Annotated in this window: 14 protein-coding genes; 4 read left to right on the plus strand and 10 right to left on the minus strand. The window is 50.4% G+C overall.

Translation table 11 applies throughout. The annotated features are described in order from the left end of the window. Positions 1-79: 79 nt before the first annotated feature. Entirely contained in the window at positions 80-985 is a 906-nt protein-coding gene (gene punR / locus EPIR_RS08695; protein ID WP_023654985.1) for a DNA-binding transcriptional activator PunR, read from the plus strand. A 23-nt stretch (positions 986-1,008) separates the two neighbouring features. On the opposite strand, the gene purR is transcribed toward punR, so the two are convergent. Together purR and EPIR_RS08705 are read right to left on the minus strand one after the other, a co-directional pair. Then, positions 1,009-2,034 (minus strand): HTH-type transcriptional repressor PurR, encoded by a 1,026-nt coding sequence (gene purR / locus EPIR_RS08700; protein WP_023654986.1) that lies wholly within the window; start codon positions 2,032-2,034, stop codon positions 1,009-1,011. A 402-nt stretch (positions 2,035-2,436) separates the two neighbouring features. Beyond that, entirely contained in the window at positions 2,437-3,288 is an 852-nt protein-coding gene (locus tag EPIR_RS08705; protein WP_048697223.1) for a C40 family peptidase, read from the minus strand. 382 nt (positions 3,289-3,670) lie between these two features. On the opposite strand from EPIR_RS08705, the gene EPIR_RS08710 reads away from it, so the two are divergent. Next, complete coding sequence (locus EPIR_RS08710; protein WP_023654988.1) at positions 3,671-4,009, plus strand: Grx4 family monothiol glutaredoxin; 339 nt, start codon at positions 3,671-3,673, stop codon at positions 4,007-4,009. Between the two features lie 99 nt (positions 4,010-4,108). Here the strand turns inward: EPIR_RS08710 and rnt are convergent, their stop codons facing one another. The 6 genes from rnt to EPIR_RS08740 form a co-directional block, all read right to left on the minus strand. Further along, on the minus strand, positions 4,109-4,783 hold the full coding sequence (gene rnt / locus EPIR_RS08715) for a ribonuclease T (RefSeq protein WP_023654989.1): 675 nt from the start codon (positions 4,781-4,783) through the stop codon (positions 4,109-4,111). Between the two features lie 95 nt (positions 4,784-4,878). After that, on the minus strand, positions 4,879-5,286 hold the full coding sequence (gene gloA, locus EPIR_RS08720) for a lactoylglutathione lyase (protein WP_023654990.1): 408 nt from the start codon (positions 5,284-5,286) through the stop codon (positions 4,879-4,881). 76 nt (positions 5,287-5,362) lie between these two features. Further along, complete coding sequence (nemA, locus tag EPIR_RS08725; RefSeq protein WP_023654991.1) at positions 5,363-6,472, minus strand: alkene reductase; 1,110 nt, start codon at positions 6,470-6,472, stop codon at positions 5,363-5,365. 40 nt (positions 6,473-6,512) lie between these two features. Further along, positions 6,513-7,103 carry a TetR/AcrR family transcriptional regulator gene (locus EPIR_RS08730; RefSeq protein WP_048697457.1) on the minus strand — a complete coding sequence of 197 codons (591 nt, stop codon included), beginning with the start codon at positions 7,101-7,103 and terminating at the stop codon, positions 6,513-6,515. Between the two features lie 38 nt (positions 7,104-7,141). Next, complete coding sequence (eptA, locus tag EPIR_RS08735) at positions 7,142-8,782, minus strand: phosphoethanolamine transferase EptA (protein WP_023654993.1); 1,641 nt, start codon at positions 8,780-8,782, stop codon at positions 7,142-7,144. Positions 8,783-8,889: 107 nt separating this feature from the next. Continuing rightward, positions 8,890-9,534: an NAD(P)-dependent oxidoreductase gene (locus EPIR_RS08740; RefSeq protein WP_023654994.1), complete on the minus strand. Its 645-nt coding sequence runs from the start codon at positions 9,532-9,534 to the stop codon at positions 8,890-8,892. A gap of 101 nt (positions 9,535-9,635) precedes the next feature. On the opposite strand from EPIR_RS08740, the gene EPIR_RS08745 reads away from it, so the two are divergent. After that, positions 9,636-10,550, plus strand: coding sequence for a LysR substrate-binding domain-containing protein (locus EPIR_RS08745; RefSeq protein ID WP_048697227.1), 915 nt, complete (start codon positions 9,636-9,638; stop codon positions 10,548-10,550). A 38-nt stretch (positions 10,551-10,588) separates the two neighbouring features. Further along, positions 10,589-10,831, plus strand: coding sequence for a DUF1289 domain-containing protein (locus tag EPIR_RS08750; RefSeq protein ID WP_240987360.1), 243 nt, complete (start codon positions 10,589-10,591; stop codon positions 10,829-10,831). 187 nt (positions 10,832-11,018) lie between these two features. Here the strand turns inward: EPIR_RS08750 and EPIR_RS08755 are convergent, their stop codons facing one another. Both EPIR_RS08755 and EPIR_RS08760 read right to left on the minus strand, forming a co-directional pair. Continuing rightward, positions 11,019-11,525 carry a hypothetical protein gene (locus EPIR_RS08755; protein ID WP_240987356.1) on the minus strand — a complete coding sequence of 169 codons (507 nt, stop codon included), beginning with the start codon at positions 11,523-11,525 and terminating at the stop codon, positions 11,019-11,021. 208 nt (positions 11,526-11,733) lie between these two features. After that, positions 11,734-13,725, minus strand: coding sequence for an FUSC family protein (locus tag EPIR_RS08760; RefSeq protein ID WP_023654998.1), 1,992 nt, complete (start codon positions 13,723-13,725; stop codon positions 11,734-11,736). Positions 13,726-13,729: the final 4 nt, after the last annotated feature.

A 13,729-nucleotide genomic window follows, 5' to 3' on the forward strand; every position in this document is an offset into this window, starting at 1 on the left:
GCGCAGTGTAATCGCGTGCGGGACAGTCTGTGAAACGCTAATATTCGTTAAGTGATGTGAAAATTTTTGAAGGCTGAATATGTGGTCCGAACATTCACTTGAAGTCATTGATGCCGTAGCTCGAACCGGGAGTTTCACCGCCGCCGCCGCCGAGTTGCACCGCGTGCCCTCTGCGGTAAGCTATACGGTGCGTCAGCTGGAAGAGTGGCTGGCCGTTAGTCTGTTCGAAAGGCGTCATCGTGACGTCGTACTGACCGATGCCGGTCGAGTATTTAGCGAAGAAGCCCGTTCTGTTATCAAAAAAATGCTTACCACGCGCCGCCGTTGTCAACAGGTGGCAAACGGCTGGCGAGGGCAGCTCAATATCGCCGTTGATTGCATAGTACGTCCTTCACGGACTCGACAGCTGGTAGTGGATTTTTACCGCCATTTCCCGGACATGGAGCTGCATATCATGCCAGAAGTCTTTAACGGCGTTTGGGATGCACTGGCGGATGGTCGGGTGGATGTCGCGATAGGTGCCACGCAGGCGATTCCCGTAGGGGGGCGTTTTGCATTTCGGGATATGGGCAGTCTGAACTGGCGCTGCGTGGTTAATGCACAACATCTGCTAGCCGGGCGGCCCGGACTGCTGACAGATGAGTTAGTGCGCGAGTGGCCTTCGCTGGTACTGGAAGATACCTCGCGCGCGCTACCCAAGCGCACAACCTGGACGCTTGATAATCAGCGTCGCCTGGTGGTACCTGACTGGGAAAGTGCCTTTGACTGCCTGCACGCGGGATTGTGCGTTGGCATGGTTCCGGGGCATTTTGCGCAACCGTTATTACAGCAAAACACATTATGTGAACTGACTCTTAGCTCACCCTTCCCTGACAGCCCATGCTGTCTGAGCTGGTCAGAGCAAAGCGCCTCACCGGCGCTGAGCTGGCTGCTGGAGTATCTTGGTAGTACAGAAACGCTTAATGCCGAATGGCTGAGTGAGTAATCCGATGCGGCGGTGAGACAAGATTAACGGCGGTAGTCGCGGTAAGGGCCGTCCGCCACTGAGCGTCGTTCAATCAAAGTGGGATAGACTTCAATAGTTTGCGATTCTTCACGCTTACTGGTGATACGATCAAGTAACATATTGAACGCTGTTTCGCCAAGACGCTCTTTCGGTTGGTGTACAGTAGTCAATGCTGGAGTGAAATAGCGGGCGTTGCGCACGTTGTCATAGCCAATCACAGAGATATCCTGTGGGACTCGCAGGCCCATTTCATCTGCTGCGCAGATTGCACCCATCGCCATAATATCCCCACCGCAGAAAACGGCGGTTGGGCGTTGTTTTTGCGCCAAAATTTGTTGCATAGCGCGGTAACCGGATTCTGGTTCAAAATCTCCCTGCACCAGCCATTCATCACGAAGTGCGATACCCGCTTCGGTCAAAGCCTTCAAAAATCCCGCATGGCGTCCGCCCCCGGTGTTGCGCTCCAGCTGGCCTGGGATGGCGGCAATATCGCGGTGTCCGCGTTCAATTAAATAACGTCCCGCAAGATAGCCACCCTCAAACGCGTTATCCAGTACCGTATCGGTAAAATCACCACGCGACTTGCCCCAGTCCATGACGACCATTGGAATATTACGGTGATCCTCAAGCATCGAAATCAGCGCATCCGGGTATTCAGAGCACATTACCAGCAGCCCATCTACACGTTTTTGCGCCATCATTGACAGATAAGCCTGCTGCTTTTCTATGTTGTTATGGGCATTACCCAGAATCAGGGTGTAGCCTTTGGCAAAGCAGCTATTCTCTACCGCCTCAATGATTTCAGCAAAGTAGGGTGCTTCGCTTGAGGTTGCCAGCAGGCCAATCGTCTTGGTGTGGTTGACCTTGAGGCTGCGAGCTACGGCGCTGGGCGAGTAATGCAATTCTTTGATTGCTACCCACACCGCTTCGCGTGTCTGGTCGGCGACAAAGCGTGTTTTATTGATGACGTGAGACACGGTGGTGGTGGAAACACCGGCGCGCTTTGCCACATCCTTAATTGTTGCCATGAAAATCGTACTCCTGGTGTTATCAGTAACCTACTGATAACTGGTTTGTTAAACGTTTGCCTTAGCCCAGGCTTTTCCCGACGAGCCAGAATTATTAAGGGAAGTTTAAAGCGGTCGGGAAGGGATAAATCTGTACGCAGAAGGACGCACGGAACCGATCACGTCTGGTTTAGGGGCTGTTGCGCAAATTAAGGGGGGAATTCTAACAAGGCTGCGCAAAGAAAACGAGAATTTTACCATCAAGGATAGGAAAATTTGCGGGCATAAACCTTAACAAACGGCTCATCAGGATGAAAACTGAAAGCCGTATGCAGATTGAGGATTTGAGCTGTTGCAGAGTGAGATGATAATCAAGTCACAGGCCAGGAGATTATTCTCGCGGCCCGTCGGGGGAATATTCCATTAACGAACCGTTTTCGGCGTCATGACTCGACGTGCGCCAACATAATGTTCTTGCCAGTAATCGTTACTTAGCGCACTGACCTGGATATCTTTGCCTGTCCTCGGCGACTGGATAAACTTATCTCCGCCGAGATAAACACCCACATGATCGGCGGTGCCTCTTCCGTTGATACGGAAAAACACCAAATCGCCTTTCTCAAGGCGGTCGCGTTTGATCGGAGCCGCGTCGCGCAGGTGATACATTTCATTCGCGGTGCGAGGAATTTTGAATTTGACGAGGTCTTTATAGGCATACCAGACAAGGCCGCTGCAGTCGAAGCCGGTTTTAGGCGAGCTGCCGCCCCACAGATAGGGCTTACCCAGTTGCCCCATCAATTTAGTGACTGCGGTCTCACGGGCTTTCTGATAACGGATGCGATGCGCCGTACTGAGTGTCAGTGGGCCTGCCGCCTCTTTCCTGCCAACCGTTGCTAAACTACGATCCGCACGCTGCCTGCCGTAATGTTTTCTCGTTGTCTTTTTAGCGCTAGCCGTGCGGCTTAACGGATGGCGAAGTTTGCTGGTTTTCTGCGCTGGCTGTCTGGTAGCCGCTGTCTTGGCTAACTTCTGTTTATGCGCCGGGGCGAGGTGTGCTACTTTTGCGGGTTGCTTAGTTTTTTTAATCGGCGACGCTTTGACTTTTTTGGTCGAGGAAGATTTGACCGCGCGTCGCTTGCGCCGTTCATCTTCTCGCGCGCTATTACGATCGGCTTTGAGCTGATTTGCATTGACAGGCGTGTGGGGCGATGCGTGCGCCATATTAAAAAATAGCTGAGCAAAGGCCAACAAGAAAAGCGTAATGAATAAACGCATCGTTTCCATCAACAGTCAGTGCGCTGCGAAAAGAGCAACGCAATCATAAAAAGTGATTTCTGCGCACTGGCAGAAGGTTGTCAAGATTCTAAACTAACTGAATAGCAAAAGGTAAGGTCTTTTTTGTTACAATAATACAGAGCGGTTATAGGGTTTAATATTAAACACAATCAGTTGTTTAACCTGGCATGTTCTGGCGTTAAAATGTCAACTGATGCAGCACAGGCCATAAGAAAATGTTATTTTGTTATCATCATCCGATCACCTGACGGATTATGGCCTGCCAACAACTGAAAGTGTCAATTTCATCGCCAGGCCAGAATAGCGACAATCATGGCTGGCTACAGCCTATACACGAAATACCGTATTGAGGAAGGCATTTATGAGTACTGTTGAAAAAATTCAGCGCCAGATCGCAGAAAATCCAATTCTGCTGTACATGAAAGGTTCACCGAAGCTGCCAAGCTGCGGCTTTTCCGCTCAGGCGGTACAGGCACTTTCTGCCTGTGGCGAACGTTTCGCTTATGTGGATATCCTGCAAAACCCTGACATTCGTGCTGAAATGCCAAAATTTGCCAACTGGCCAACGTTTCCGCAGCTGTGGGTAGACGGTGAACTGGTAGGGGGTTGCGATATCATTATTGAAATGTATCAGCGTGGTGAACTGCAACAGTTGATTAAAGAGACAGCCCAAAAATACCCCGATAACACCGCAGAATAACAGCGATGACCGGCGTGATAAATTCGGCATTGTAGCTTTTAAGCCAGTCAGTGAATCAGCTGACTGGCATGACCACATCAAATTTCCGCAACGCCCGGGCTAATCTGGTGAGTGGCCTGCATCGCTTTTCGCGGCGAAAGGCAGGGGCCACCCGCCCAGCCGCTTCCAGCGGTTAACCAGTTCACAGAAGAGATCGGCCGTTTGCAGGGTGTCGTAGAGTGCTGAATGAGCCTGCGCACTGTCAAAAGGCATGCCGGCTGCATGACACGCTTTTGCCAGCACGGTCTGCCCTAGTACCAGTCCGCTAAGGGCTGCGGTGTCAAAAGTGACGAAGGGATGGAATGGGTTGCGTTTTAGAGTGGCACGTTCCGCGGCAGCGTTCATAAAGTTGAGATCGAAAGTGGCATTGTGTGCCACCATCACCGCCCGATTGCAGCCACTATCTTTAATCCCCTTACGCACCAGTTTGAAAATGGCATGCAAAGATTCATATTCACTGACCGCACCGCGTAAGGGATTTGATGGATCAATTCCGTTGAATGCCAGCGCTTCAGGAAGGAGAACCGAACCGGGGAAGGGCTCGACGTGGAAATGAAGCGTTTCGTCTTTTACCAGCCAGCCATCGTTATCCATTTTCAGCGTTACCGCCGCGATCTCCAGCAAGGCATTGGTTTTAGCATCGAAACCTGCGGTTTCGACGTCGATCACCACTGGATAAAACCCGCGAAAACGGCTGCTTAAAGTATTAAGTTCATTAGATTCAGACATCGGCATCTCATTGGCAAAAAAAGGCAGCGCGCATTATGGCAAATTTTGCTGATTGATGCAGCAGGGAGGGGGATTGGGGTGCCTGAAAAGCACCCCCAAACTTAGTTGCCGATACCGTGACCGGCATGTTTATTTTCAATAAGTTCGATCTTATAGCCGTCTGGATCTTCTACGAACGCAATAATCGTGGTGCCGCCTTTAACCGGGCCGGCTTCGCGGGTCACATTGCCACCATCATTCCGAATACGATCGCAGGTCGCAGCAACATCGTCCACGCCCAGAGCAACATGGCCATATGCGTCACCGAGGTTATAGGTATCCACGCCCCAATTGTAGGTGAGTTCGATAACTGCACCTTCGCTTTCTTCGCTATAGCCAACAAAGGCGAGCGTGTATTTGTACTCGCTATTTTCACTGGTGCGCAGCAGGCGCATGCCCAATACTTTCGTGTAAAAATCGACGGAGCGTTGCAGATCGCCAACGCGCAGCATGGTATGAAGTAAACGCATAACATCCTCTTTTATTAGCGTCACCATTCCGATGACGTATAACTCATTATAGTGATAATACCATCAGGCGCGAACCTTAGAGCTGTTCGCCGAGCCTTGGATAATCGGTGTAGCCCTTAGCGTTACCGCCGTAGAAAGTTTCTGGCTGGGGTTTGTTAAGACCTGCATGACTGTTCAGACGATCGACCAGGTCGGGATTGGCAATATAACTCCGGCCGAAAGCAGCGGCATCAATCAGGCCCTCTGTGATAAGTGTTTCAGCTTTCTCTGCATCGTAACCTCCGGCAGCAACGATCACCCCAGGGTATTTGGCACGAATTGCCTGCCGGAATTCGGAGGTAAACGGTTTACCCCCAGCCCAGTCAGGTTCAGAAATATGCAGATAGGCCAGGTTACGCTTGGCCAGTTCGCCAATGAAATACAGGGCGGCGGCTTCCTGATCCTCACCATTATCCAGGCCATTAAATGGGCCAAGCGGAGAGATACGAATGCCAATGCGGTCGGCACACCAACCGTCTATTGCCGCATCCACCACTTCCAGAGCGAAACGGGTACGATTCTCGATGGTGCCGCCATACTTGTCCTCACGCTGATTTGAAGCCGGTGACAGGAACTGATGGATAAGATATCCGTGTGCCGCATGCAGCTCTGCCAGGTCAAAATCGGCTTCACGAGCGTTGATCACCGCCTGGCGGAAGTCATCGACAATACCAGACACTTCATCAGTGCTCAGTGCGCGTGGGGTTGAGGTCGCTTCACGTATCGCATGGCCCCCGGCATCACGAAGCGTGGTTCGGGTGTCGGCGTTAATTGCTGAGGCTGATACCGGCGCAGTGCCACCCGGTTGCAGGCTGGTGTGTGAAATGCGTCCGGTATGCCACAGTTGTACCGAACTATGGCCGCCTTCCTGATGGATGCCTTCGTTGATGGTTTTCCAGGCGGCAATCTGCTGGGAAGAGTGCAGCCCAGGCGCGCCTGCATAGCCCTTAGCCTGAGCGCTGATTTGCGTGGCCTCGGTGATAACCAGCCCGGCGCTGGCGCGCTGCCGATAATATTCACCCATCAGAGGTGTCGGAATATCGCCTGGCTCAATGCTGCGTAGGCGCGTTAAAGGAGCCATAAAAATACGATTTGGTACGGTGATAGCACCCAGTGTTAATGGTGTAAAGAGTTTGTTCAGCTTCATTACTCGCTCCTGATAGACCGGTCGACTAGTAAGATTTTTTTTATTTAACGCGCAGGATGAGATTCATCTCATGTAAGGCATTAAGCAGGGGAGCCTTATCGCGGCAAATTTTGCTTTGCAGGCTGGCTCCCAGCCAAAATGTATAAAGTGTTTGTGCGCACGAAGCACAGTTTAGCTCATCAGAAAGTGTGCCTTGCAGCTGCGCCTTTGTCAGCGCGGCGGCCAGTGTGTTGATCAATGCTGTTGAACCCGCTTCCAGCGCACTGCGCATTGCTTCAGAAAGATCGCAAACTTCAGCGGAAAGCTTCACGGAGAGACATCCCGCAAAGCTGTTTTTCTGAGAGTTCTGGACAGACTGACGATAGTACTCAAGCACCCGCTGTCGATAGCTGCCTTGGTGATGGTTGAGAAAGTCACTCAGCCGTAGGTGGTAACCGGCAAAATAACGCTTAAGCATTGCCACGCCAAATGCTTCCTTTGAAGGAAAATAATGGTAAAAAGACCCTTTAGGCACTTCTGCTTGTTTAAGTAGCTCAATCAGGCCCATGCCATTGAAACCGCGTTGCAGACAAAGCTGCTCGCCGGTATTCAGCAAATGCTCACGAGTATCAAACAGGGTCGTTTTATTCATCATGACAGCCTAACTGCACTGACGGCGTCTTTCAACATTCAGCCTGCCTTACGGCACGTTCGGATCATATCGAGTGCTGGCTGATACTGCTGGGTTTGTATATTCATCATTCCCAACAGAGTATGGAACACATTATCCTGAGAGACCTCTTCAAATTTAGCCCGCTGTTGCAGACACTGACTGTCGATACCAAATGTTGTGGCGTAATCAGGAGACATCCAAAGTAACATAGGAATATGTGTCTGTTGAGTCGGTGCAAACAGATAAGGTGTGCCGTGAAGATACATTCCATGTTCTCCCAATGATTCACCATGATCGGAGAGGTAGATCATCGCCACATTAAACCGGTCGTTATAAGATTTCAGTAGGTTAATGGTGTTGTCCAGCATCGTATCGGTGTACAAAATCGTGTTGTCATACGTATTCATCAGTGCCTGGCGATCGCAGTCCTGAATCTGGTTGCTGTCACAGGTTGGCGTAAACTGACGCGCTTCCCGCGGATAGCGCAGAAAATAAGCCGGGCCATGACTTCCCATTTGATGAAGTACGATCACAGAATCATCTTTGATACTGTCGATGTAATTGTTCAACCGGTGTAGTAGTACATCATCCAGGCAATAATCGCTCCTGCACAACTCACTCACCTTCCATTGGGTCATATCGCTATGCGGCACCCGGTTGCAGACGCCTTTACAGCCGCCGTCATTTTCACGCCACAAGATATTGATACCGGCGTGAGCCATCACATCAAGTAAACCTTCCTCATGGACTGCCAGGCTGGCGTCATAGCCCTTACGTGGCATATTGGAAAACATGCAAGGAACAGAAATGGCGGTTTCCGTACCGCAAGAGGTCGCATGTTGATAGTAAATGACATTATCGCGCTGTAATTTCGGATTAGTATCCCTCGTGTAGCCACCCAGAGAGAAATTCTCCGCTCGTGCCGTTTCGCCCAAAACGAACACCACTAGCGTCTTCTTTTTGCTGCCTGTAATCAGTTCGCCTTTTTTTGCGTCCTGACCAATCGCGGTTAACGCCTTATTACCGGAGAACCATCGATCGTGAGCATAATGACCGATGCCGCTTACCACATTAACTGGGGTGATCACTTTCACCAGCCCTTTATTATTGCGGACCATTGATGCGTAATCTTTATAAAAAAGAGCCGCAACAAGCACGATCAACAGCAGGGCAGCCACGGAAGTCAGCGCACGCCATGCTATCGACATCCACCATGGACGGCTATTTTCAATTCGGCACAGGCAAAGAATGACCGCCGGGAGTGCACCTAGCAGGAGTAACCATATCAGGTAGCGCAGGCTGAAAAGCGCGGAGGCTTCCTGCAAATCGGTCTCGAATACATTCTGGATCATATTAGTATCGATAACCGTGCCGAAGTTGAACATAAAATAATTAGCGGCAGCACTGGCGACCACTAAAGCAGAGAGTAGGGGCTTTCTTAACCACGGGAGAGCAATGAGGTTGAAGATGACAAGGAACGCACAGAAAAGCACGAGCGGAATTGTGGCAGCGAACAGATAATCGCGCAGACCATAAACGGGTATCGTTTGCCAGGCGCGCAGCAAAAAAAGGCCATTCAGGAAAAATGTGAAAAATGCCGCAGCACTACAATTAAAAATGATTTCGTTACAACGTAACCTGTTTAGCAAGGCTTTCATGGTCGTCCAGATAAAAGAAAATATCTGCTCAGATTAACCATAAAATCTTAGGGAAACCTTAATTATTTCAAAAGGAAGCAACGGCCCACCCGATGCGGGCCGAAAGATTAGTAACCAACGGTAAATTGCTGGTGAATATGTTGCGAATTTTCAATTTCGTCGAGTATGGCCACTGCAAGGTCGGCAACGCTGATTGATGCAGGTTTATCACCATTCATCAGTAAGGTCGTTTTCCCTATTCTGAATTGGGCGGTACGTGGCCCGGGTTCGAGAGAGGCTGCTGGAGAAAGATAGGTCCAGTCGAGAGCTTGTTCATTGGCCTGGAGATGATTTCTTAGCGCACGGACGGCCAGCGAAGCGGGTTTTATATCGGCGGGAAAGGCTTCGGTATCCACCAGTTCAACACCGGGTGCAACTTCCAGGCTGCCAGCTCCGCCGACCACCAGCAGGCGTTTGACTTCGCTCTCACGAACAGCTTTGAGGATTTGCTCGCTGCCTTTGGTATATTTCTCAAACAGATCGGTCTCAGACCATCCCGGATTGTAAGCGCTAATGACCGCATCCTGGCCTTTCAGCACGCCGCTTAGCCAGCTGCTATTGTGAATATCACCCTGAGCCAGGCTCAAATTGTCTGCCACAGGCAGATTCTTGGCTGAACGTGAAACGGCAGTGACCTGATGTCCGCGCGCCAGTGCTTCTTTCACCACATCCGGTCCGACAAAGCCTGTAGCACCAATAACGGTAATTTTCATTATTTTGTTCCTCTTTAAAGTGTGTATTGAAGCTTACTGCTTAACAGCGGCCACGATAAGTGGCATATTTCACTTTTATAATGAAGCAGAGCTTACGAATCATGGAAAAACTCAACCGTATGGCGATTTTTGCTATTGTCGTGACTGAAGGATCGTTAGCTGGTGCGGCCCGTCGGCTGGGAATGTCACCTTCGGCGGTGAGCCAGCATCTGAGATCGCTTGAACAGTCGGTGGGTGTGCCGTTGTTGCACCGTTCCACGCGTAAGCTGGCACTTTCCGAAGCGGGGGCGGCATTTTTTCCGGGTTGCAAGGCGATGTTGGATCAGGCTCACGAGGCCGAGAGGCAGCTGGCTGAAATGCGCGATACGCTGAGCGGTGAGTTACGCATCAGTTCGACTCCGGGCATTGGCGGTCAGCCATTGTGCAGCGCCTTATCACCCCTTTTACAACAACATCCTGGACTCAAATTACGCATTTTAGCCACTGATAATGTGCTGGACATGATTGAACACCGTATTGATATTGCTTTGCGATTCAGTCGGCAGTTGAGTGACGCTAATATCATCGCACATCCGCTGGCAGAGTGGCCGATGGTAGTCTGCGCAGCCCCGGTTTACCTCACGCGATACGGCGTGCCGGAAACTGCCCAGGCGCTTATTTCTCATCGTTGGGTTCACGGACATCGCTCTCATCAGCACGTTACTCTCCATCATCCACGTGAAGGCGCGATCACACTGCGTATGGCAGAAGGTCAGGTGGTGAGTGACAGTATGCATGTCATACGGGCATTTACCGTGGCGGGGATGGGGATTTCCTTGCAGCCGCTACATGAGGTGCAGGAAGAGTTGAATTCCGGGCAACTGATGTTGTTATTACCCGAGTGGCGTGCTACTCCGCTCAAGCTGACGGCGTTAACGCTGGAACGGGTGCTGCCGGAGAAAAGCCGCCAGGCCATACGTGCGCTGCGTGAATATTTCAGTCACAATCATCAGCCAAAGCTTGCAGACAAACGCTGAGCCGACTTCAATTAAAGCTGGCGGATTGATCAGGAGTCATCGTGGCTGAACAGCTTGAGTTATTTCCGGTACCCAACCCCTGTAAGGGAGTTTGTCAGGTAAACGATCGCGGCTATTGTCGCGGTTGTTGGCGTAGCCGTGAAGAGCGTTTTAGCTGGGTGACCTTCAGTGATTCACAGAAAAGAGATATCCTGCGTCTTTGTCGTCAGCGTTTGTTGCGCCACCAGCGCACGTCAGTTTATGCTGCGCCGGATGAACCGCAACAGCCAACCTTATTTTAGCCAGTGCCCAAGTTGGGTAGCAAAATCCCCTTGTGTGTCTCCAGAGTTGAAGCCACCACAACCGCTACGGTTTACCGCCCGTTTTTGATGGCGGTTTGAGTGCAGTCAGAAGATATCAAAGCCGTTGACGAAGTTTACCACTGGATTCGGCAGGTATTCCCGTACCTCGAAGGCCTGCAAAACGTATTCAAATCCAGTGAAATGCTTTTGCCACAAGGCCCGACATACCCATTGCGATAGAAATTAGCGCGCCGAATAGCAGTCTGAAGTCGGCTCTGGCATTCTGCTGAAGCCTGTGCAAATCATGGCGTAAATGACTCATATCATTAGTAATGTACTGATGCAGAGTGCTGATGCCCTGTTTAACTTCCTGGCGTATAGCACTAGATTCCTGCTTAATTTCCTGGCGTAAAGTAGCGGATTCCTGCTTAATTTCCTGGTGTAAAGTAGCGGATTCCTGCTTAATTTCCTGACGTAAAGTAGCGGATTCCTGCTTGATTTCCTGACGTAAAGCAGCGGAGTCCTGCTTGATTTCCTGACGCAGAGTGTCAATGTCCTGCTTCACCTCTTGGCGCAAGGTATCAATGTCCAGTTTAATCTCCTGGCGTAGAGCACAAGAGTCATGTTTAACCTCCTGACGGAGTTCTCTAATATCCCGTTGCATCTCCCGTTGTGATAATTTAATTGCTGTCATATCGTCACACGCGGGTGTAATCCTTACTCCTTGCATATTTTCCTCCCTAAAGTCCTTACCGACGTTACGTTTATGTCAATTTATGAGGTTGTACGATAAATCACCACAGTGAAAATGAAAATAGTCAGTTTTACAGGTCTGGGGCGCTCTTCCATTATTTGATGTATGTTGTCTAGGGAAACATCAAATAGTGTTAACGCAATCACACTTATACCGATTTCAACGGTGTCAGCGAACATGCCAGGCGCCAAATAATACCTGTCAACTCAGCTGCGTTTTCCTCCTTGCTGGCAGTAAGCAGATCTATTCGCTGTTGAAGCCGTTCCAGTGTTTGAACCAGTGGAACGTGTCTGACTCCGTGGTCGCCAACAATACTCTGCAAGTCGCACAGAACAGCATCGCGTATTTGAGTAAGTTCAGATGAGCAGTGCTGCCATGCTCGTAGCTGCCAAGCGATATGCGAACAGTTGAGTAATACCACTCCCCAGCGCGCAAGCCACAGACGCGCCCGATCGTCACCACTGGAATTAAGCTGGTTAATACGGTAATAAATCAGCGATTCAAAGCTTTCCTGGCTAAAGTGGGGGCGTCTTAGCAACCTGTCGGCAAATTCCCGTTTTATCGCACGTGTATGGCGTTGGCTACGGCGTTGATCGGAGCTTGGACGCAGCAGGTGAAAGGCAAGCCATACCAGAATGACACCACAAATCTTTGCCAGATTGTCATTAATAAAGCTCAGATAATCATACGTAGGCGGGTTAGTGACGGCGAGGAATGAACCCATAAATACAATAAGTTGACCCCATAGCGACGCGCGTTTCCTCTGCTGCAATTTAAACAATTGTAGTGTTAGCAAGAGCGGGAACAGTATGACAATAAATTGCCATAACGCTGTCACCTGCACCATGAAACCAAATTTCATCACAAAACTAAATATTGCCAGCAGACCAAGAGTTTTAAGCAATAGTGAGGCGCTGCCAGTGGGTGATGGTGCCGAGGAATAAAGAACGCAGCTTATGGCAGCCAGAGTAAGGGCTGATGCACCGGAGCTCCACTGGGTTGTGATCCAGAAGCCGCACCCCAGTAAGATAACACTGAACGTTCGCAGCGCATTCCAGCCCGCTTCTACGCCATCTGCTTTGCGGGCTAACGCTGGTACACGCGGAGGAGAGAGATGAGTTTTTCCATCTGAGCGCTCAAACTGCCGTAGCCAGCGTGAAGTATCAAGATAAAGCCAGCAGAGATAGCGCAGACGATCCCAAAATGCTTTGTGACGGTAATCTGACTTTTCCCGAGGTGCTGCGCTCAGCAGGATTTGGGCGAGGCGATATTTGTTCGTATCAGGATTGGCCAACTCTGCCAGCAGAAGGTGAATGGCGGTAAGCAAAGAGTCGGGAGCATTATCCCAGTTCAGCAACATACGGCGTAAGCTGGAAATCACGCTGGTCAAGCGCAACTGTTGATGTAGCACATAGTTCAACACGTTGTTTTGACGGCGAAAACGGTAATGGCTCCAGAAAGCCTGAATCCGTAGTAGGTTCATCGTCAGTATTTGATCAATCATGCTTTCATGGGCGTGACGCATATCGTCATGACTGCCTATCTGTAACAGCAGATGGGTGTGATCAAGCAACTTTACGTGCATCTCTTTGAGCGATTTAATCAGCGCATCGCCATCAGAGGTGCTGGGTAGCACCATCATCATCAGCGCACTGCAGAGAATACCGGAAATAACCTCGCAAACCCGAGCTTGGGTAATGGTCCAGATACTCTCAATCTCAACGACATTTACACTGTTGAAAGCAATAATGGCAGCCGTATATCCGGCAAGTGAGAAAGCGTAGGCAACATTGTTTTGATAATGATTAGATACCCATGTGCAAACCCCCAGCCAGCTGGAAATGGATAAAGCAAATAGCCAAGGGTCATTGAGGGTATGACCGGCAATGATCAGGGCGGCTGCCGCGCCCAACATACTGCCGGCAATGCGCCCGAGGCTTTTGCTGATAACGCCACCGACAGTCGGAAAGCTGACAACGGCAGCCGAGGTCATTGCCCAATACGGCTCATCCAGCTGAAGTCCATAAGCAACACTCAGCGCCAGACACATCGCTATCGCATTACGCAGCGCATAGCGCCACTGACCGGCGGTTGCTTTAATCCACGGAAGTTGTTGCCATTCCAACCCGCTCAGATTCATGATC

The organism is Erwinia piriflorinigrans CFBP 5888 (assembly GCF_001050515.1).
In the GTDB taxonomy this organism is placed as follows: domain Bacteria; phylum Pseudomonadota; class Gammaproteobacteria; order Enterobacterales; family Enterobacteriaceae; genus Erwinia; species Erwinia piriflorinigrans.